The 19,143-nt window shown below is 65.8% G+C and carries 22 protein-coding genes; 10 read left to right on the top strand and 12 right to left on the bottom strand.

All coding sequences use genetic code 11. The features are described 5' to 3' along the window. Positions 1-103: 103 nt before the first annotated feature. Positions 104-658 (top strand): PAS domain-containing protein, encoded by a 555-nt coding sequence (locus AAG821_RS16670; RefSeq protein ID WP_341914738.1) that lies wholly within the window; start codon positions 104-106, stop codon positions 656-658. Between the two features lie 83 nt (positions 659-741). Beyond that, positions 742-1,248 (top strand): DUF1993 domain-containing protein, encoded by a 507-nt coding sequence (locus AAG821_RS16665; protein ID WP_341914737.1) that lies wholly within the window; start codon positions 742-744, stop codon positions 1,246-1,248. On the opposite strand, the gene AAG821_RS16660 is transcribed toward AAG821_RS16665, so the two are convergent. The 6 genes from AAG821_RS16660 to AAG821_RS16635 form a co-directional block, all read right to left on the bottom strand. Further along, the gene (locus AAG821_RS16660) at positions 1,249-1,665 is read right to left on the bottom strand and encodes a GNAT family acetyltransferase (RefSeq protein WP_341914735.1); all 417 of its coding nucleotides are present in this window, start codon (positions 1,663-1,665) and stop codon (positions 1,249-1,251) included. 3 nt (positions 1,666-1,668) lie between these two features. Further along, positions 1,669-2,433 carry a histidine utilization repressor gene (hutC, locus tag AAG821_RS16655; RefSeq protein ID WP_341914733.1) on the bottom strand — a complete coding sequence of 255 codons (765 nt, stop codon included), beginning with the start codon at positions 2,431-2,433 and terminating at the stop codon, positions 1,669-1,671. Positions 2,434-2,454: 21 nt separating this feature from the next. Continuing rightward, complete coding sequence (locus AAG821_RS16650) at positions 2,455-3,234, bottom strand: ABC transporter ATP-binding protein (RefSeq protein WP_341914731.1); 780 nt, start codon at positions 3,232-3,234, stop codon at positions 2,455-2,457. Then, the gene (locus AAG821_RS16645) at positions 3,231-4,007 is read right to left on the bottom strand and encodes an ABC transporter permease (RefSeq protein ID WP_341914729.1); all 777 of its coding nucleotides are present in this window, start codon (positions 4,005-4,007) and stop codon (positions 3,231-3,233) included. The genes AAG821_RS16650 and AAG821_RS16645 overlap by 4 nt, the downstream gene beginning before the upstream one ends. Before the next feature lie 55 nt (positions 4,008-4,062). After that, positions 4,063-5,031 (bottom strand): ABC transporter substrate-binding protein, encoded by a 969-nt coding sequence (locus tag AAG821_RS16640; protein ID WP_341916350.1) that lies wholly within the window; start codon positions 5,029-5,031, stop codon positions 4,063-4,065. A gap of 74 nt (positions 5,032-5,105) precedes the next feature. Then, complete coding sequence (locus AAG821_RS16635) at positions 5,106-5,936, bottom strand: phytanoyl-CoA dioxygenase family protein (RefSeq protein ID WP_341914725.1); 831 nt, start codon at positions 5,934-5,936, stop codon at positions 5,106-5,108. Positions 5,937-6,239: 303 nt separating this feature from the next. Here AAG821_RS16635 and hutH point away from each other — a divergent pair, with 303 nt between their 5' ends. Further along, on the top strand, positions 6,240-7,763 hold the full coding sequence (hutH, locus tag AAG821_RS16630) for a histidine ammonia-lyase (RefSeq protein ID WP_341914723.1): 1,524 nt from the start codon (positions 6,240-6,242) through the stop codon (positions 7,761-7,763). A 352-nt stretch (positions 7,764-8,115) separates the two neighbouring features. Beyond that, entirely contained in the window at positions 8,116-8,385 is a 270-nt protein-coding gene (locus AAG821_RS16625; protein ID WP_341897678.1) for an HU family DNA-binding protein, read from the top strand. Between the two features lie 58 nt (positions 8,386-8,443). Here the strand turns inward: AAG821_RS16625 and AAG821_RS16620 are convergent, their stop codons facing one another. The 4 genes from AAG821_RS16620 to AAG821_RS16605 all read right to left on the bottom strand — a co-directional run bounded on the left by AAG821_RS16620 (position 8,444) and on the right by AAG821_RS16605 (position 10,712). Then, positions 8,444-8,812, bottom strand: coding sequence for an SET domain-containing protein-lysine N-methyltransferase (locus AAG821_RS16620; RefSeq protein WP_341914721.1), 369 nt, complete (start codon positions 8,810-8,812; stop codon positions 8,444-8,446). A gap of 56 nt (positions 8,813-8,868) precedes the next feature. Continuing rightward, entirely contained in the window at positions 8,869-9,726 is an 858-nt protein-coding gene (locus tag AAG821_RS16615) for a dienelactone hydrolase family protein (RefSeq protein WP_341914720.1), read from the bottom strand. Between the two features lie 125 nt (positions 9,727-9,851). Next, positions 9,852-10,022: a hypothetical protein gene (locus AAG821_RS16610; RefSeq protein WP_341914718.1), complete on the bottom strand. Its 171-nt coding sequence runs from the start codon at positions 10,020-10,022 to the stop codon at positions 9,852-9,854. 27 nt (positions 10,023-10,049) lie between these two features. After that, entirely contained in the window at positions 10,050-10,712 is a 663-nt protein-coding gene (locus AAG821_RS16605) for a hypothetical protein (RefSeq protein ID WP_341914717.1), read from the bottom strand. 244 nt (positions 10,713-10,956) lie between these two features. Here AAG821_RS16605 and AAG821_RS16600 point away from each other — a divergent pair, with 244 nt between their 5' ends. Genes AAG821_RS16600 through der form a run of 3 tightly spaced genes read left to right on the top strand, consistent with a single transcriptional unit; the run spans position 10,957 to position 14,399 of the window. Then, complete coding sequence (locus tag AAG821_RS16600; RefSeq protein ID WP_341914714.1) at positions 10,957-11,607, top strand: tetratricopeptide repeat protein; 651 nt, start codon at positions 10,957-10,959, stop codon at positions 11,605-11,607. Between the two features lie 31 nt (positions 11,608-11,638). Then, positions 11,639-12,970 carry a PQQ-binding-like beta-propeller repeat protein gene (locus AAG821_RS16595; protein WP_341914712.1) on the top strand — a complete coding sequence of 444 codons (1,332 nt, stop codon included), beginning with the start codon at positions 11,639-11,641 and terminating at the stop codon, positions 12,968-12,970. A 10-nt stretch (positions 12,971-12,980) separates the two neighbouring features. After that, entirely contained in the window at positions 12,981-14,399 is a 1,419-nt protein-coding gene (gene der / locus AAG821_RS16590; RefSeq protein WP_341914711.1) for a ribosome biogenesis GTPase Der, read from the top strand. 6 nt (positions 14,400-14,405) lie between these two features. Here the strand turns inward: der and AAG821_RS16585 are convergent, their stop codons facing one another. Further along, positions 14,406-15,647, bottom strand: a complete 1,242-nt coding sequence (locus AAG821_RS16585) for a DUF4010 domain-containing protein (protein ID WP_341914709.1) — start codon at positions 15,645-15,647, stop codon at positions 14,406-14,408. 117 nt (positions 15,648-15,764) lie between these two features. Here AAG821_RS16585 and AAG821_RS16580 point away from each other — a divergent pair, with 117 nt between their 5' ends. The 3 genes from AAG821_RS16580 to AAG821_RS16570 are packed head-to-tail and all read left to right on the top strand — an operon-like array spanning position 15,765 to position 17,197. Then, positions 15,765-16,124, top strand: a complete 360-nt coding sequence (locus AAG821_RS16580; protein WP_341914781.1) for a carboxymuconolactone decarboxylase family protein — start codon at positions 15,765-15,767, stop codon at positions 16,122-16,124. Positions 16,125-16,157: 33 nt separating this feature from the next. Beyond that, the gene (locus AAG821_RS16575; RefSeq protein ID WP_341914707.1) at positions 16,158-16,838 is read left to right on the top strand and encodes a hypothetical protein; all 681 of its coding nucleotides are present in this window, start codon (positions 16,158-16,160) and stop codon (positions 16,836-16,838) included. Then, a complete protein-coding gene (locus AAG821_RS16570; protein WP_341914706.1) occupies positions 16,835-17,197 on the top strand; it encodes a DUF1304 domain-containing protein in 363 nt (120 codons plus the stop codon). The genes AAG821_RS16575 and AAG821_RS16570 overlap by 4 nt, the downstream gene beginning before the upstream one ends. On the opposite strand, the gene AAG821_RS16565 is transcribed toward AAG821_RS16570, so the two are convergent. Further along, positions 17,194-19,086: a tetratricopeptide repeat protein gene (locus AAG821_RS16565; RefSeq protein ID WP_341914705.1), complete on the bottom strand. Its 1,893-nt coding sequence runs from the start codon at positions 19,084-19,086 to the stop codon at positions 17,194-17,196. The two genes, AAG821_RS16570 and AAG821_RS16565, sit on opposite strands and share 4 nt — an antisense overlap. Between the last annotated feature and the right edge of the window lie 57 nt (positions 19,087-19,143).

Below are 19,143 nucleotides of genomic sequence, written 5' to 3'. Positions count from 1 at the left end.
TGGACCTGTATTCCGGGCGCTCATGCTTTGAGCCGCCACCCGCAGGGGCTATCCTGCGCCCGCTTTGGCCGCATCCCGGCCGGGGCCGGGGAGGATCAGCAGCGTGGCGAACCACGAACCGGTGGCGATCGACAGCCGTGACATGCGCGTGCAGTACACGCGCCTGCCGCCGACCGATGTTGTGGCGGACGATGCCAGCCGCTTTGCCTTTGACCTGTGGCAGGCCAAGCGGGCCGGACGCCTGATGCCGGCGCGTGCCGATTTCGATCCGCTTGAACTCAAGCCGATCCTGCCGCAGCTGATCCTGATCGATGTCATCACCGACCCGCCGGATTTCCGCTATCGCCTTGCTGGCACGCTCAGCCGCGACTTGCGGGGCGTCGAGATCACCGGCCAGTCGGTGCTGGCGCTGGTGCCGGCGCAACATGGCGTGATGCTGTGGAATGACCTGTGCGAAATGCAGCGCGAATGCCAGCCGCAATATGTGCAGGTCAGCGTCATCACCCGTGCCGGCGAACCGCTGTCCTACCGCGTGTTGCGCCTGCCGCTCAGCAGCGATGGCAAGACGCTGGACATGGTGATGGTGGTGCAGGACCATGGCAATGCGCTGCCGCTGCTGCGCAAGTATTTTGACGAGGCGCGTAGCGGCGGGCGCTGACGGGGCTTGCCATTTCCATCCGGCTCCCTAGCTGTAGCCGGGCCGCATCGGGACGGCCTTCATTCCATCCGGAGATCAATCGCATGTCGCTATCGATGTACCAGGCCTCGGTGCCGGTTTTCGCCCGCACGCTGGGTGCGCTGTCCAAGATCCTGGCCAAGGGCGAGGCCCATGCCGCGGCCCAGGGCGTGACAGCGGCCGACCTGCTGGATGCCCGGCTGGCGCCTGATATGTATACGCTGACGCGGCAGATCCAGGCCGCCTGCGATGCCGCCAAATTCGGCGCCGCGCGCCCCGCCGGCGTCACACCGCCGAGCCATCCCGATACCGAGCAGGGCTTTGCCGAGCTGCAGGTCCGTATCACCGCCGTGCTGGATTTCATCAACGGCATCGGCGAAGCCGCCTTTGCCGGCGCCGAAGAGCGCCCCGTGGTGGTGAAGGCCGGCAGCATCGAGCTGAATTTCACCGGCCAGAGCTATCTGCTGACCTTCGCGCTGCCGAATTTCTTTTTCCACGCCACCACGGCCTACGACATCCTGCGCCACAAGGGCGTGCCGCTGGCCAAGCGCGACTTCCTCAATCTGGGCTGACTATTTCCCGTCCAGCCGGCGGCTGAAGATCACACGCGGTTCTTCCGTGTAGCCCAGCGCATCGTAGAAGGCGCGCACCTGGGTATTCTCCGGCCGCACCATCAGCATCACCTTGGGCACGCCGCGCGCAGACAGCCAGGCTTCGGCGGCCTGCACCATGGCGCGGCCATGGCCGGCCTTCTGCAGGGTGGGATCGACCGCGAGGTAATACAGCCAGCCGCGATGGCCGTCATGGCCGGTCATCACGCTGGCCACGATCTTGCCGTTGTCGTCGCCGACCAGGATGGTCGATTCCGGTTTGGCGATGCAGAAGCTGATATCGCTGTCGGGGTCGTTCCACGGCCGGGTCAGGCCGCAGGCCTGCCACAGCGCGATGACGGCGGCGCGGTCGGCATTCTGGAATGATCGGATCTGCATGGTTCAGCCGAAATGCTGGTTGCCGTTGACCGGGAAGCGGCAGCCAAGGCGATAGCGTGAGGAGGGGTGCAGGAAGCGCACCAGGGTGACGGCATTGCCGCGGTTCCAGGTACGCCGCATCAGCAGCAGGCAGGGCTCGCTCGCCGGCATGGCCAGTCGTGCCGCTTGCTCGGCACTGGGCAGGGCGGCATCCACAACATGTTCGATCTGGTCGCAAGGCACGTTGCGGACCAGGTATTCGCTCGGCGGCATGGCGGTGAAATCCTGGCCGAGGAAATCCGGGGCCATGCGCGGATTGACATAACGGTCTTCCAGCTGCACCGGCACATCGTTTTCCAGATGCAGGCAGACGATGTGAAACACGGACTCGCCCGGCCGCAGATCGAGCCAGGCACCGATATCGGGCGGCACGGCGATGCGCTCGGCCAGTTGCAGTTCGCAGCGGTAATCGTGGCCGCGCTGCCGGATTTCACTGGCGATATTGGCGATCTGCAGCAGGGTGGACTGCGGCTTGTCCTCGGCGACGAAACTGCCGACACCGACCACGCGCACGATGCGCCCCTGTTCCACCAGTTCGCGCAGCGCACGGTTGACGGTCATGCGCGAGGTGCCGAATTCGTCGACCAGATCCTGCTCCGACGGCAGACGATGGCCGGGGGGCCAGCTGCCGTCCTGGATCTTGCGCTGGATGTAGTCCTTGATGCGCTCATACAGCGCCAGTGTTGGCGCGGTTCCGGGATGGAGTCGGTTGGCAGGCGCGGCGGTCATCGGCAGCTTTTCCTGGCGGCGTCAGTGATCGGCGGCAATCGCCTCGGCGCGGATTTCCTCGGTCAAACGGGCTTTGATGGCCATGAATTCCGGGGAGGTCTTGATTGTGTAGGGGCGCGGATGCGGGAAATCGGTCGCCACTTCGGTTTTGATACGACCCGGCCTGGCCGTGAATACCACCACGCGGTTGGCCATGAAGATCGCCTCGTCGATATCGTGGGTGACGAACAGCACGGTCTTCTGCGCCTGTTCCCAGATGCCGAGCAGCAGTTCCTGCATCAGCACGCGGGTCTGATTGTCCAGCGCACCGAAGGGCTCGTCCAGCAGCAGGATTTTCGGATCGTTGGCCAGGGCGCGGGCGATGGCCACGCGCTGCTGCATGCCACCGGACAGCTGCTTTGGAAAATGCTCTTCGAAACCACGCAGGCCGACCTGGGCGATAAAACGCTCGCTGATCTCGCGCTGCTGCTTGAGCGGCATGCCTTTTTCACGAAGGCCGAAGCAGATGTTCTGCCGCACGTTCAGCCAGGGGAACAGGGTATAGCTCTGGAACACCACACCGCGGTCGGCACCGGGGCCGGTGACCGGTTCGCCGTCCAGCAGGATGTCGCCGGTGCTCGGCGTCTCCAGACCGGCAACCAGGCGCAGCAGGGTGGACTTGCCGCAACCCGAAGGGCCCAGAACGGTGATGAAGTCGTTATCGGCGACATCCAGGCTGACCGGCTGCAGTGCCTGGGTCGGCGGACCACCCTGTACCCCGGGGAAGGTTTTGCCGACGTTACGGATCGAGAGGCGGCTCACCGCAGGAGACTCCAGGAGAAGAGATGCTGATTGGCTTTCTTGAAGGCCAGGTCGGATACCAGGCCGACCAGGCCGATCACTACGATGCCGGCGATGATATGGTCGGTTGCCATCAGCGCCTGGCTGTCGGTGATCATATGGCCGATGCCCGACGAGGCGCCGATCAGTTCGGCGACGATGATATAGGTCCAGCCCAGGCCCAGCACCTGGCGCAGTGCCTCGGCGATTTCCGGGGCGGCGCCGGGCAGCAGCACGCGGCGGATCACGCCGGTATCGGTGCAGCCCAGCGTATAGGCGGCTTCGACCAGATCGCGGCGCGTGGCGCTGACGATCATGGTGATCATCAGGGTGAGCTGGAAGAAACACCCGAGAAAGATGACGGTCAGCTTCTGGCTCTCGCCGATGCCGACCCACAGGATCAGCAACGGAATGAAGGCCGAGGCCGGCAGGTAGCGGGCGAAGGAAATGAACGGCTCGAAAAAGGCTTCGATCGGCTTGTAGGCCCCCATGGCAATGCCGAGCGGCACGGCGATGACGGCAGCGATCAGGAAACCGCCGACCACGCGCCAGATCGTCATGCCGACGTCGAAGCTGAACTTCTGGTCGACAAACAGTTTGAAGCCCGATGCCACGGTCTGCCATGGGCTCGCCAGGAAATGCGGCGGCACCAGGCCGGCCCAGGTGACCAGGCCCCACAGCCCCACAAATCCGATAAAGAACGCAATGCCAAGCACGATACGGCTCTCGCGCGTCACGGGGACGAGCAGTTTCATACGAACCTCGGCATAATGTTCATCATCGGACTCTGTGGGGCTGCAGTACTGGCGATCAGTTCAGGAAGCTGGTGTCGAACAGGGCATCCATATTGGCAGGGATCGCCTTGATGACGCCGATTTCCAGCAGCAGGGTGGCGGCTTCCTTGTTGAAGGCCTGGATTTCACCGCTGAAGAACTTCTTGTTCGCCGCGCGGTCCGCCCACTTGATCATGGACTGCGACTTCTCGAACTGCTCGGCAGTCTGCTTCACGTCGGCGCCCATGATGGTGAAGGCCTTGGTCTTGTCCTTGGCGATCATGTCGAGCGATTCAAAGTAGCTCTCCACCAGCGCCTTCACCGCCTTCGGGTTCTCCTTGATGAACTTCGGGGTGCAGCCGAAGCTGTCGAACACCATCGGATACTGCAGCGAGTCGGCGATCAGCTTGCCGGATTCCGGCTTGTTGCGCACCAGGCTCAGGTAAGGCTCGTAGGTCACGGCGGCATCCAGGCCACTGGTGCCGGCGACAAAGGCATTGGCGGCCGGTGCCGGCTCCAGCGTCACCAGGGTGACGTCGCTCAGCTTCATGCCGTTCTTCTTCAGGATCCACGACAGGGTGAAATGCGGGTTGGTGCCCGGCGCCGAGGCTGCCACAGTCTTGCCCTTCAGGTCGGTGACCTTCTCGATGCCCGGCTTGGCCACGATACCGTCCGAACCCATGCCCTGGTCCATCTTGAACAGCTGGGTGGTGGCGATGCCGTTGGCATTCCACACGATCCAGGTTTCCACCGTGGTGGCGGCGCACTGGATGTCGCCTGAGGCCAGCGCCAGGTGGCGATCCTTTTGCGGGATCTTGGCGATGGTGACGTCGAGGCCGTTCTTCTTGTAGATGCCGGCTTCCTTCGCCAGCGTGATCGGCGCGAAGCCGGTCCAGCCCGAGATGCCGATGCCGACCTTGGTGTCCTGCGCCTGGGCCAGGGTGGCACCGAGCGCGAAGGCGGCGCCGAGCATCAGGCTAAGCGGTTTATGCATGGAACGAAACATCGTGATCTCCGTGAGTGACAGAAGTGGAAGGGATACCGCGACCGGAACCGGCCGTGGCGTGGGACTCAACAGACTTATGGACTGCGGTGAATGACAGGAAAGATCGGCGCATCGAAAGGATCGCCATCGGCCATGGTCAGGCCGGTGAACGGTGGCGAACCCTTGCCGGCACGCTGGGCATAAACGGCGTCGTCGCCGACCCAGCGGGCGGAAAACACCCGGCGCATGCGGGTGGAATGATTGGCGGGCGCGCCATGCACGGTGCGGAAGTTGAAGGCGATGGCATCGCCGGGCTGCATCTCCCAGCCGGCGATATCCAGTTCGCTGCGCATCGCCTCGATGTCGGGCATCACCTCGAAATTGTCGTTTTCATAGAGGCGTGTGCCATTGAAGCGCATCGGGCGGAAATCCTTGCCCCAGCGATGCGAGCCGCGCACGCATTCCATCACCATGTCGCGGCCGACCGGATCGAGCGGGATCCAGAAGCTGACACTCTGCTTGCCGTCGACGCAGTAATAGGGCTGATCCTGGTGCCAGGGCGTTACCGTGCTGCCGCCGGGCTGTTTCACCAGCACATGGTCATGGAAGAAGCGGCCGGTCTTGGAGCGCATCAGTGCGGCGGCAATCTGCGCGGCCGGTGATTGCTCGACGAAGCGCTGGAATTCGGGAATGCGCTGCCAGTTGCACAGGTCCTGGAAGAAGGGGGCGGAACCGTCCTCCGGCTTCACAGTGCGTTCCAGCGGGCTCGGATCGGCCATCAGTGTCGCGATGCCGGTGCGCAGTGGTTCGACCCAGTCGGCGAACACGCCGCGCAGCACGATCACGCCGTCTGTCTGGTAGGCCGCGATGTCGGCGTCCCCAACTGGCACCGCGGCAGCGGCTGGTATCTGGTTTGCGGCACTCATCCCCACCCCTCTAGAATGGTCTATACAGGTCAGAAAGCACGAACCATGCCATGCAAGTTGGCCGGTATCGCTGGATCAGCCGCGCGTGCCATGCATCCGATCAGGCCCCGATCTCCAGCAGATTGCCCATTTTCCGGGCCATCCCCAAAAGCCCCACCTGTTCGCCGCCGGTCGCCTTCGCACACCCCCGATGTTGCACAGATTAAGGCCGTGGCGCGAAATCCGGCAAGTCAAATAATCATGTATAGACAACTTGGCTGAGCCGGATTTACCCTGACCGCACAGCCGCGGGGAGATTTATCGATGCGCTATCAATTGCAGCCCGGAAAACTGCCGCTGCGCGATCTTGCCGGGCTCTATCGCGCCGGCGTCATCATGGTCGACCTCGATCCCGCCGCGCGTGCGGCTGTGGATAACGCGGCGGCCGTGGTCGCTGGCGCCGCGGCTGGCGACGCGCCGGTCTATGGCATCAACACCGGCTTCGGCAAATTGGCCCGGGTGCGCATCCCGTCTGACAGGGTGGCGGACCTGCAGCGCCGCCTGGTGCTCAGCCATGCCGTCGGCACCGGGCCGCTGCTGCCCGATGCCATCGTGCGGCTGATCCTGCTGCTCAAGATCAATTCCCTGGCCCAGGGCCTCTCCGGCGTGCGCTGGGACACCATCCAGGCGCTGCTGGCGCTGCTCAACGCCGATGTGCTGCCCTGCGTGCCGGCTCAAGGGTCGGTCGGCGCCTCGGGCGATCTGGCGCCGCTGGCGCATCTGGTGCTGCCGCTGATCGGCGAGGGGACCGTGCGCATGGACGGCCGTGAATGCCCGGCCGCCGAGGGCCTGGCGAAAGCCGGGCTGCAGCCGCTGACGCTGGGCGCCAAGGAAGGCCTGGCGCTGCTCAATGGCACCCAGGTTTCCACAGCACTCGCGCTGGCCGGCCTGTTCGCCACGGAGGATGTGGTGGCCGCGGCGCTCGTCTGCGGCGCGCTCAGCACCGATGCCGCCGCCGGCAGCGACACGCCGTTCGATCCGCGCATCCATGCAGCACGCGGCCAGCCCGGCCAGACCGTGGTGGCCGACCTGCTGCTGCATCTGCTGGACGGATCGCAGATCCGCGCTTCGCATCGTGAGGGCGACGAGCGCGTGCAGGATCCCTACTGCCTGCGCTGCCAGCCGCAGGTGATGGGCGCGGTGCTGGATATCCTGCGCAATGCCGCCGCCACCCTGGCGGTGGAGGCCAATGGCGTTTCCGACAATCCGCTGGTTTTCGGTGAAGGTGAGATTCTTTCAGGCGGCAACTTCCATGCCGAGCCGGTGGCCTTTGCCGCCGACATCATCGCCATGGCGCTGGCCGAAACCGGCAACATCGCCGAGCGGCGCATTTCCTTGCTGGTCGATCCGGTGCTGAGCGGCCTGCCGGCTTTCCTGGCGCCCGATCCCGGCATCAATTCCGGCTTCATGATCGCCCAGGTGACGGCCGCGGCGCTGGCCTCCGAAAACAAGCAGCGCGCCCATCCGGCCAGCATCGACACCATCCCCACCTCGGCCAACCAGGAAGACCATGTCTCGATGGCGGCCCATGCCGGCTATCGCCTGCTGGCGATGGCGGAGAATGCGGCCGGTATCGTGGCGGTCGAATGGCTCTGTGCGGCGCAGGGCGTCGATCTGCGCGCGCCGCTCGTCACATCGCAAAAATTGCTGGCGGCGCAGGCCTTGCTGCGGGCGCAGGTACCGTTCATGGCGCAGGATCGCTACCTGGCGCCCGATCTGGCTGCGGCGAAAGCGCTGGTGCAGGCGGGCGCCCTGCGCCGCCTGCTGCCGGCTGCGCTGTTCGGCTAGGGTTTACTTCGGCAGGTCTTTTGATACGGCGCGGCAATAGGCCAGCGTGATGCCGAAGATCGAGAAGGCAGCAATCGTAGCGACCAAAAACAGAGTCTGAGCGAACGGCATGATGAACGTCCCTGGTTGTCGTGCAGTCAGGGCGGACGCTAGCGCCACGCAGCCCACGCAACTTTGATCTCGGTCAACCAGGCCCCGAATCGCTGAACCGGCGATTCGCCGTGGAAATCAAGCAGCCTTGGGCTGTGCCGATGGCTTGTCTGCCGGTTTGGATATGGGTAACTGCTATCACCCGCTGCGGATCATCCGAGTCTGTATGGCGGGGGTGATCCGCGGATTCCTGGAGGGAAAAATGAACAAGGCTGATTTGATCGAGATCGTGCGTGAGACCGCCGGCGCCACCAAGGCCGCGGCCGGCGACGCGGTCGATGCGGTGTTCGAGGCAATGGCCAAGTCGCTGAAGAAGGAAGGCGGCTTCACCATCGTCGGCTTCGGCACCTTCAAGGTATCCAAGCGCGCGGCGCGCAAGGGCCGCAATCCGCAGACCGGCGAAGCGATCAAGATCGCTGCCTCCAAGGGCGTGCGCTTCAAGGCCTCGAAGCAGCTGAAGGACCGGCTGTAAGCCTAGCGCACCTCAGCATTCAAAAGGCCCGCTCATCGGCGGGCCTTTTTCTTGTTGCTCAGTCCAGCGCGAAACTGTCGCAGAACTCGCCATAGTCGCAGGTGATTTCCTCATCCTGCGCGATGTCGCGCGCGGCAAAGGTATCGGGCTGCGTGTTGTCGGTATTCGGCGCCGTGCTGTGGTTGATGAAGCGGGTGTTGTCCAAGCTGACCACCCAGCCGCCCGGAATCTGCGGCGTGGTGTAGCCATAGCGCTCGACGAAGGCGCGCGCCACCGGCGGCAGCATCTCGAAATCGGCTTGCGGGATGATGCGGTCGAAGACCGGCTCGAAACGCCAGATCAGGGTACCCCGGGCAATGGGGGCCGCGGCAAACAGGCCGACGCCCTGGATGCTGCTGGCGGCAGCATAGGTGGGAACGAGAAGCATGCAGGCGACTCCGCTATCAGCGGCGCCAGCCTAGCATGCCTCCCGTTCAATACACCTCAACCCATATGCATCTTGAAGAAGGCCACCGCCTTGGCAAAGCCGTCCTCGGCCTGCTCCTTGCGATAGCTCGGGCGGTAGTCGGCATGGAAGGCATGCGGCGTGTCGGGATAGACGTAGAAGACGTTGAACTTCTTCGCCGCATCCAGCGCCGCCTTCATCTGATCGACGGTGGCATTCGGAATGCCCTGGTCGGCGCCGCCATACAGGCCCAGCACCGGCGCCTTCAGATCCTTGGCGATATCGACCGGATGCTTCGGCGTCAGCTCGCTGGCCTGGCCAACCAGGCGGCCATACCAGGCCACACCGGCCTTCACCTTCGGGTTATGCGCGCTGTACAGCCAGGTGATGCGGCCGCCCCAGCAGAAGCCGGTGATGCCCAGCTTGTTCGGGTTGCCGCCATTCTTCGCCGCCCAGGCCGCTGTCGCGTCCAGATCGGCCATCACCTGCGCATCCGGCACCTTGCCGGCGACGGCAACGGCGCCCTGCATGTCGGTCACCTTGCTCATGTCGCCCTGGCGCGCATAGAGGTCGCCGGCGATCGCCTGGAAGCCCTGCTTGGCAAAGCGGCGGCAGGTATCCTTGATATATTCATGCACGCCGAAGATTTCCTGCACCACCAGGATGGTGGGGAAGGGGCCGGTGCCCGCCGGCTGGGCGCGATAGGCCTTCATGGTGCCGCCCGGCACCGGGATGTTCACTTCGCCGGCGGTCAGCCCGGTCTCATCGGTCTTGATGGCGGTCTGGCCCATCACCGGGCCGGCGGCAACGGTGAAACCCGTGATCAGGCTGGTGGCCATGAAGCCGCGGCGGGAAAAATCCACCTTCGGCATGAGGCTGAGCAGGTCGGCGTTCATTGGACTCTCCGGTTTGCAGATATGGAGTTGTGCAGAATGGGTCGCTGCCGGCGCGAGGCGACCGGACGGCGCAGGATATGGGTCGCCACGACCGGGCGTCGATAAAAATTCCGTGAGAACGGCTATTATTCCTGCAGCAGCCGGTAGGCAAAGGCCACGGCGGCGAAGATCGCCAGCCAGATCGCCAGATACATCAGGATACGGCTGCTGCGCCAGGGCAGGCGCAGGGCGGCCGGCAGGATGAGCAGGGCGGCCAGGAGCACGGCGGCGAGCTGCAGCCAGTCATTCTGGCTCATGCGATGCTGCCCCGCTGGGGGCCGGGCTTAATCAGCCGAGGAAACCTTGGTGCCGCCGGGCCGCTGGCACTGGCGGTAGAGGCGGTCCGCGTCGGGTTCCTTGAACGACAGGAAGCGCATCTCCAGGCCGCTGATCACCTTGTAGGACGGATGGTCCTGCGCGGTCGGGCCGGCATATTTGGCCGGCATCACATGCACCACCGACATCACGCGGTCGGGGCTGATGCGCATCTCGATGCGCTGGCCTTCCGCCAGCTTCTCGCTGGCGCAGACCTTGCCGAGATGGTGGTCGAAGGCCTTGACCCGGTCGTAATGCGGATCGGGATTGAATTCGGGTACGGTGTTGTCGCTCGAGGCCAGCAGGGCCGGGCGGTATTTGTGGAATTCGGCGGTGGCGGTTACCACGCTGCCATAGGGGAAGAACAGTTCCACGCCGTCGAGACGGGCATGCTCGCCCATGCGGCCATCCACGACAGGCATTTCGATGATGCGCGCCGACGACATGCGGGCAACGTCGTCATTCAGCCGGATTAGGCCATGCGCGCCGCGCTCGCCGCGCTCCTTGGCGCGTTCGGTCTCGAAGGGAATGAGGGCGGTTGGCTTGGCCGCGCGTTTCGCCTGGGCGAAAGCGACTCCGGTAACGCTGGCGCAGATCACAACAGTGATCGCCGCAATCCAAAATCGACGCATCAGGTTCCCCCTTTGGCGGTCGCCCGTTGGCGATGCTTGGCACTGCCCTTGATCTTCCAATGCGGGCGCAGACTAATCGATTTTACCCGGCTTGCCAAGACTCTAAGGGTTATCAAAAGGTTACCTGAAAAAATGGGAGTCTTCCGGGCTTTGCCATCGGGGGGCGATCCGGGTAAGGTACGCGCCGCTTTCAGACCCGGCAGCCGGGTCGGAATCCACTGTCTGTGTGCTTGCGGAGTGCGGTGTGGCCAATTTCATCGAGGAAGTCGACGAGGAAGTCCGCCGCGAGCGGGCGGAAAAGCTCTGGAAACGCTGGAGCCCCGTCGCCATCGGCGCCGTCGTCCTGCTGCTGGCGGGTGTCGCCGGGCATCAGGTCTGGAAGGGCTGGGAAGCCGACAAGGCCGCTGCCGCCGGTGCCCGTTTCAGTGCCGCGCTGGGTCTGGCTCAGGCCGGCAAGCCTGCCGAGGCCGCCACGGCCTTTGCCGATCTGTCGAAGGCCGATGCCGGTGGCTATGCCATGCTGGCCCGTTTTCAGCAGGCGGCCAATCTGATCGAAGCCAAGGACGTCACCGGCGCCATTGCCGTGTATGATGCGATCGCCGGCGATGCCAAGCTGGATGCACGCTTCCGCGATCTGGCCCGCTATCTCGCCGCCTTCCATGGCATGGAGCAGCTGACCTCGGACCAGATCAAGCAGCGGCTGGCCAATATTGGCAGCAGCAGCGCCTGGTATGGCAATGCCCGTGAACTCAGTGCCGTGGCAGAGCTGAAGGCCGGCAATGTCGACGAGGCCCGGCGCCAGCTGACGGCACTGGCCGACGACCCGCTGGTGCCGACCGGCCTGCGTGGCCGCGCCACCGAATTGCTCGCCGCCCTCGGCGGCCCAGTACAGTAACCGGCAGAAAAGGCCGAGGAACGGGATGGCCATGCAGCGCTTTGCATTACTGGCGGTTGCGGTGCTGAGCGTCGCAGCCTGCGACACCATCACCTCGATATTCGAGGAAGAGGCAAAGCCGGTCGCGACCGGCGAGCGCATCTCGGTGATCGCCTTCGACAGCCAGCTCGATCCCGATCCGCAACTGGCCGAAACGCCGGTGGCTTTGCCCAAGCCGTGGCGCAATCCGGAATGGCCGCAGGCCGGCGGCTATCCCAGCCATGCCATGCAGCATCTCGACCTGCCCGATCGCCTGCGCACCGCCTGGACCGGCGACCTCGGCGCTGCGGCCGATGAAGAGCAGAAGATCCTGGCCCAGCCGGTGATCGCCGGCGGCCGTGTGTTTGCCATGGATGCGGCAGCGCAGGTGAGCGCCTTTGATGCCGCCAGCGGTCGGCGCCTGTGGCGTGTCAACCTGACGCCGCGCAAGGAAGACAGCGGCGCCACCGGCGGCGGCCTCGCCTGGCATGCCGACAAGCTGTTCGTCGCCACTGGTTATGGCGACGTCGTGGCACTCGAGCCCGCCACCGGCCGCGCCTTCTGGGCGACGCAGCTGCAGCAGCCGATCCGCGGCGCACCGACCGCCATCGGCAGCCGCGTATTCGTCATCACCTATGACAACCAGATGCATGCGCTGGATATCGAGCGCGGTGAAGTGCAGTGGACCCATACCGGCATCGTCGAGCCGGCCGGTTTCCTCGGTGCCGCCAATCCGGCCGCCGAGGGCAACATCGTGGTGGTGCCCTATTCCTCGGGCGAGCTGCTGGCCCTGCGTGCCGATACCGGCGTGGTCGCCTGGGGCGAACAGCTGGTGCGCGCCAGCGGTCGCGTCAGCCAGGCCGGCGCACTCAACGACATCAATGGCCGCCCGGTGATCGATCGTGGCCGTGTCTATGCGGTCAGCCAGTCTGGCCGCTTCGTCGCCATCGACCTGCGCACCGGCGAGCGCGTCTGGGAGCGCGTGATCGCCAGCATCCAGACACCCTGGGTGGCCGGCGACTACATCTATGCCATCACCATCGACGCCGAGATCATCTGCCTGTCGCGCCGCGACGGCAAGGTGAAGTGGATCCGCCAGCTGCGCCGCTATCTCGATCCCAAGGCCAAGACCAACAAGGGCGTCATCACCTGGTGGGGCCCGGTGCTGGCCGGCGACCGCCTGCTGGTGGCATCCACCGATGAGCGCATGCTGGCGATCTCGCCCTATACCGGCGATCTGATCGGCCAGATCGAGCTGTCAGACAAGGCAGCCTTGCCGCCGGTGGTTGCCGATGGCACGGTTTATATCGTGACGGAAGACGCGCGCCTCACAGCGCTGCGCTGAACGGAAGGTCATGTCAGCCAAAGTCGCTATCGTCGGCCGGCCCAATGTCGGCAAATCGACGCTGTTCAATCGTCTGGTCGGCAGGCGCGTTGCCATCGTCGATGACACGCCGGGCGTCACGCGCGACCGGCGCGAGGGTGCGGCGCATCTGGGCGATCTGGAATTCACCGCCATCGACACCGCCGGCCTGGAAGATTCCGACGTCGACAGCATGACCGGCCGCATGCGGCTGCAGACCGAGGCGGCCGTGCGCGAGGCCGATGCGGTGCTGTTCGTCATCGACGGCCGCGCCGGCGTCACCCCGGTCGACAAGCATTTCGCCAACTGGCTGCGCAAGCAGAAGACTCCGGTGCTGCTGCTCGCCAACAAATGCGAGGGCGGTGCGGGCAAGACCGGCGTGGGCGAGGCCTATGCGCTGGGCTTTGGCGATCCGCTGCCGGTTTCGGCCGAACATGGCGAAGGCATGTATGATCTCGCCGTCGCGCTGATCGAGCATATCGGCGGTCACGTCGATGGCGCGCTGGGCGATGGGGGCGACGAGCTGGAACCGGTCGAGGTCGATATCGATCTCGACCCTGAGAACGAGGCGCCGCTGCCCGACGATCCGGCGCGGCCGATCCAGCTTGCCATCGTTGGCCGGCCCAATGCCGGCAAGTCGACGCTGGTGAATGCGCTGATCGGCAGCGATCGCCTGCTGACTGGCCCGGAGCCGGGGCTGACGCGCGATGCCATCGCCATCCAGTGGGAATACGAGGGTCGCAGCGTCAAGCTGGTCGATACCGCCGGCATGCGGCGCAAGGCGCGCGTCGAGCAGAAGCTGGAAAAGTTGTCGGTCGCCGACTCACTTCGCACCATCCGCATGGCCCAGGTCGTTGTGCTGGTGATCGACGGCGTCCTCGGCTTCGACAAGCAGGATCTCACCATCGCCGACCACGTGCTGCAGGAAGGCCGCGCGCTGGTGCTTGCGGTTAATAAATGGGATGCCGTCGAGGATCGCGCGCTGGCGCTGAAGGAGATCGAGGACCGGCTGGAACGCTCGCTGCCGCAGGCGCGCGGTGTTCCGGTCGTGACGCTCTCTGCATTGACAGGCCGTCATCTCGACCGCCTGCTGCCCGCCGTGATGCTGCAATACCAGCGCTGGACCCGCCGCATTCCCACCGCGCAGCTCAACCGCTGGCTCGAAGAGATGACCCAGCGCAATGCGCCGCCGCTGGCCGGCGGGCGGAGCGTGCGCATCCGCTATGCGACCCAGGTGAAGGCCCGGCCGCCGACGATCGCGCTGTTCGCGCCGCGCGCCGAATACATCCCGGAATCATACCTGCGCTACCTGATCAGCGGCCTGCGCGAGGTGTTCGACCTGCATGGCGTGCCGGTGCGCATGCATCTGCGCAAGGGCAAGAATCCCTACGTCGACAAGGACGACGACTAACGCCGCTCACACGAGCAGCAGGCCGGCCCAGGCGGCGACAGCCACCAGCACCAGGCCAGGAATGACCCGCAACGCATAGGCCCTGCCGCCGCCGACCCAGGCAAACACCGCCTTGCTCAGTGCATTGGCGGTGAAGCCGGCCAGGATCGGCACTGCAGCCGCCTGAGCGTCCAACTGCAGTGATGCCACCGAAATTGCCGCAGCATGCGCATCGGCAAAGCCGGCGAGAGTCGCGGCGGCCAGCACGCCGGCAGTGCCGTAGAAATGCTGCAGCGCTGCCGATGCCAGCAGGATGACGGCCAGCATGGCGGCGAAGACCAGTGCGCCGGTCAGCCGGAAGGCGCGGCCCGGCTTCTCGTCGCTGTCTTCCGCCTGGTGGAGCGCCGAGATGGTGAAGGCTGCACCATAGGCGACTGCGACCAGTCCGGCGAAGATCAGTGGCACTGTCAGATGCTGCAGCACCGGCAGATTGGTGGCAGCCAGTACCAGCGCCAGCTGCAGCACGGTCGCCACCGTGGATAGGACGGCGCCCGCCACCGCGCCCGCGACCGGGGCGTTACGGGTGGCGGCACTTTTCGCACGGTGGCCCATGGCGCCGATGGTGGCGGTGCTCGAAATGAAGCCGCCGGCAAAGCCTGCCAGTGGCAGGCCGTAGCGAACGCCCAGCACGCGGACCGCAACATGGCCGATGCCGCCGATGGCCATAACCAGGATCACCACGATCCATATTTTTGCCGGGTTGAATGCTTCGAATGGCCCCATCGCGCGGTCAGGCAGTAGTGGCAGGATCACCAGCGTCGCGCCGGCAAACATCAATGCATCGCGCAGTTCCGCCTCGGTCAGCGCATGACGCACGAAGGCATGCATCGGCGTGCGCGCTGCCAGCAGCACGGCGACGGTCACGCCGATGCCGGCAGCCAGGGCCGGCCGCTGCATGCACAGACCGCCGAGCAACGGGGTCAGCACCAGGGCGATTTCCGAAGTCAGGCCCGGGTCGTGATCCGGCTTGGCGGCGGCGCGCTGATAGGCGAAGGCACAAAGCACGGCCGTGCCGGCAACAACAATACCGAGCAGCGGCATGCCGCCGACACTCTGCGCAGCGGCACCGGCCAGTGCAGCGAGGCTGAAGGTGCGGATGCCGGCAGACGCCCGTGCCGGGCCATCACCCTTGCGACGTTCGCGCTCGGCGCCGATCAGCAGGCCGATCCCCAGGGCAGCGGCAAAGTTGATGATGACCGGATCGATCATGGCGCTCCTCGCAGGCGGTCAATCTAGCCTGCATGGCCGGCGCAGGCGAGCGTGGCAGTTGACAGTGCGACGCACTCCGTCGAGCCTTCTGCCGATGCAAGGGAGACCACCGTCATGATGCTCGACTGGAACGACTACCGCCGCCAGCTCAAATCCGCCACCGGCGAACTGAACCGGCTCAGCCCTGGCACCATCCAGGGCTACCAGGGCCTGGCCACCGCCCATAAAGAGGGTGGCCGGCTCGATGCCAAGACGCGCGAGCTGATGGCGATCGCGGTCGCCGTGGCGCTCCGCTGCGACGGCTGCATCGCGGTGCATACCGATGCCGCGATCCGCCATGGTGCCGCCAAGGAAGAGATCGCCGAGGCGCTGAATGTCGCCATCACCATCAGCGCCGGTGCCGCGCTGGTCTATTCCAACCGCGTGCTGGACGCCTATGCGGTGCATCCCAGCAACCAGCCCCCGGCAGCTGATTGACAGCCGGCAGAGTCTCGCCGGAAACTGCACGCCATGGGCGACCGCTTTTTCGATCTCCGTCATCCCAATCTGGAGTTCATGCTCCGGCGTGCGGATGGCGTTCTCCCCGGCCCGATTGCCGGCATGGGCCATAACGGCGGCCCGCCGCTGCTCGACATGTCGTGGAGCGCCTGGACTTGGCGCAAGGCGGTACAGAAGGCCTGGGCAACGCCGCCGCGCGAGGTGGCGCTGCGCCGGCTGCAGCGCGCCGAACGGCTGGGGCTGAGCTATCGCGACTACACTGCCGTGCTGCTCGATAGCGGCACCAATCTTTCCACCGCGGTGCTGCCGCTGCATCACCTGCTGGCGGGAGATGCCGGTTATCATCCGGCGGTGGCAGCAGCCGTGCGCCGCTTCGAAGGCCGCCTGCTGCTGGTGCTGGACGAGATGATGCTCGCCGCATGCAAGCCGGCGGCGCGCCAGCGCCTGCTGGCACAGCTCAATGCCGATTTGGACGGGCGGATCGCGGCGATCCTGGCGCTGCCGTTCAGGCTGAGCGAGGGCGATGCGGCGCGCGCCCAGCGTCTACGGCGCCTGCTGAAACAGCATAACGCGCCGCGCCAGGAATGCTTCTGGCTCGGCAGCACCCCGGCCGAAGCGGCGCTGGCCCAGCAGGCCGGGCTCGGCTGGTTCAAACCGGTTTCGCAATGGTTTCTTGAAAAGGATACGGCATGAGCCTGCTCGGCACGGTGATGACGGCGCTGGTGGCGCTGCTACATGTCTGGATCCTGGTGCTGGAGATGGTGCTCTGGACCAAGCCGGCCGGCCTGCGCGCCTTCCGCAACACGCCCGAGAAGGCGCGCGACACCGCGGTGCTCGCCGCCAACCAGGGGCTCTATAACGGCTTCCTCGCCGCCGGGCTCATCTTCGGCCTGCTCTATCCGGCCGAGCCTGCCGCGCTGCATATCAAGAGCTTCTTCCTCGCCTGCATCATGGTGGCGGGTGTCTATGGTGCGGCCACGGCGGCGCGCAAGATCCTCTATATCCAGGCGGTGCCCGCCGCCATCACGCTGGCGCTGCTCTGGCTCGCCTAGTCGGCGGGCACTGAAAAATCTTCCGGCACGCGGCCGGCGCGCTGGTGCGCCTGCATCTGGCGGAAGGCGGCTTCGACATGGCGGGTGAAGCGCGGTGTGTCGAACAGCGGCGCCGTATCGCGCTGGGCCGCCAGCTTCGCCTTGATGCTGGCCAGTGCGGATGGATGCGTGGCGAGCCGTAGGGCCAGGGCTTCGTAATCCGCCAGGCTGCCGGCGATCAGCTCCGGCAGGCCGATAGCGCCGAGCAGGCTGGCACCGACGCGGCTGGCGAAGCTCTCACCGGGCAGGGTCAGCACCGGCAGGCCGGCCCAGAGCGCGTCGCTCGCTGTGGTATGCGCGTTGTAATGCAGCGTGTCGAGGAAAAGATCGGCCAGCCGGTGGCGTGCCAGATGCTGCGGCAGCGGCAGCGGTTGCGCGAAAATCAGCCGGGCTGGATCGATGCCATGACCTTGTGCCGCCTTGCGCAGGTTGCCCATCGTGATCTCATGGCTGGCGAGCAGCCACAGCACGCTGCCCGGTACGGCGCGCAGCAGCCGCATCCACAGGGCAAAGACATCGGGCGTGATCTTGAAGCTGTTGTTGAAGCAGCAGAACACAAAGCCTGTGGCCGGCAGGCCGGCCTGCGCCCGCGTCGGCGTCGCGCTGTCGATGGCGCGCTGGCGGTCGTTGACCTGGTAGCTGTGCGGCAGGCGCACGACCGCCTCGCTGTAATGCGGGCGCTGCTGTTGCGGCACGGTCACCGCATCGGCAAGGATATAATCGATCCAGCCGGCACCCATGCTGCCGGGATAGCCGATATAGCTGACCTGCACTGGCGCGGCGCGTTGCGCGAAAATGCCGGGCCGCGCTTCCTGGGTGAAGCCTTTCAGGTCGATCGCGATGTCGATCTCATGCTGCCGCGCCAGCGTGGCGGCTGCGGCATCGTCCAGCGCGCCGATCTCGATGAAGTGGTCGAAGCCGGCGCGCAGGCGCTGGCGCATCGCGTCCTGGCTTTGCGGTCCGTAGGAAAAGGCGAAGACCTCGAAAGCGCTGCGGTCATGCAGTTCGAACAGTTCGGCCATCAGCCAGGCGGTGGCATGACCATGCAGATCGGCGGAGAAATAGCCGAGCCGGATGCGGTCATGGCCGGGATAACCCGGCAGGGCCTGCGCCGGCTGCGGCCAGGCGGTGCGCGCATGCACCGCAGCGCAGGCCAGCTGCTGTGCCGGCGTTGCCGGCGTCGCCAGCAGGGCGAGCGGCGTGGCGGCCGGCTTGACGGCGGCCACCTGCTGCAGGACGGCGGCGGTATCCTGCTCCAGCCCGTCCCAGTCGCAGAGCTGCATGCGGGTCTGCAGCCGGCGGCCGGCGAGACCGGGCAGGGTGGGGCGCAGCCGCAGCGCCGCTGTGTAATCCGCCAGCGCCGCATCGAAGCGCTGCAGGTCGTGGTGCGCATGGCCGCGATTGGCATGGGCTTCGGCGAAGCCCGGCCTGAGGCCGAAGGCGCGATCATAGGCCAGGATGGCCTCGCCCGGCCGCCGCTGCGCCGCCAGCAGATTGCCGCGCGTGCACCAGGCATCGGCATAGTCGGGTTTCAGGCCGAGCGCGCGGTCGCAGGCGGTCATCGCGTCTGCAATTTGCCGCAGCTGCTCGCGGCCATTGGCGAGATTGAGCCAGGCCTCGGCGAGGCCGGGTTCCAGCGCCACGGCGCGTTCGGCCAGGGCGGTGGCCTCGACAGCACCGCCGAGCCGCAGCAATGCGCCAGACAGGTTGGTGAGGATCGACGGCCGGTCGGGCATCAGCGCCAGCGCGGCGCGCAGATGATCGGCAGCGGTGGTGAAATCCTCGCGGCTCAGGGCCTCCAGGCCCTGCATGAAACGGGCCTTGGCGGACTCAGCGGTGTTTTCGCTCATGATGGCGGCTTGTGCTTTAGAGATTGTGCGCCGGGTTTGCCAAGTCCGCATTTGTCT

This window comes from Ferrovibrio terrae (assembly GCF_943372915.1).
In the GTDB taxonomy this organism is placed as follows: Bacteria; Pseudomonadota; Alphaproteobacteria; order Ferrovibrionales; family Ferrovibrionaceae; genus Ferrovibrio; species Ferrovibrio terrae_A.
Note: the sequence above shows the minus strand (reverse complement) of the source record. Positions and strands in the feature narration are given on the sequence as shown.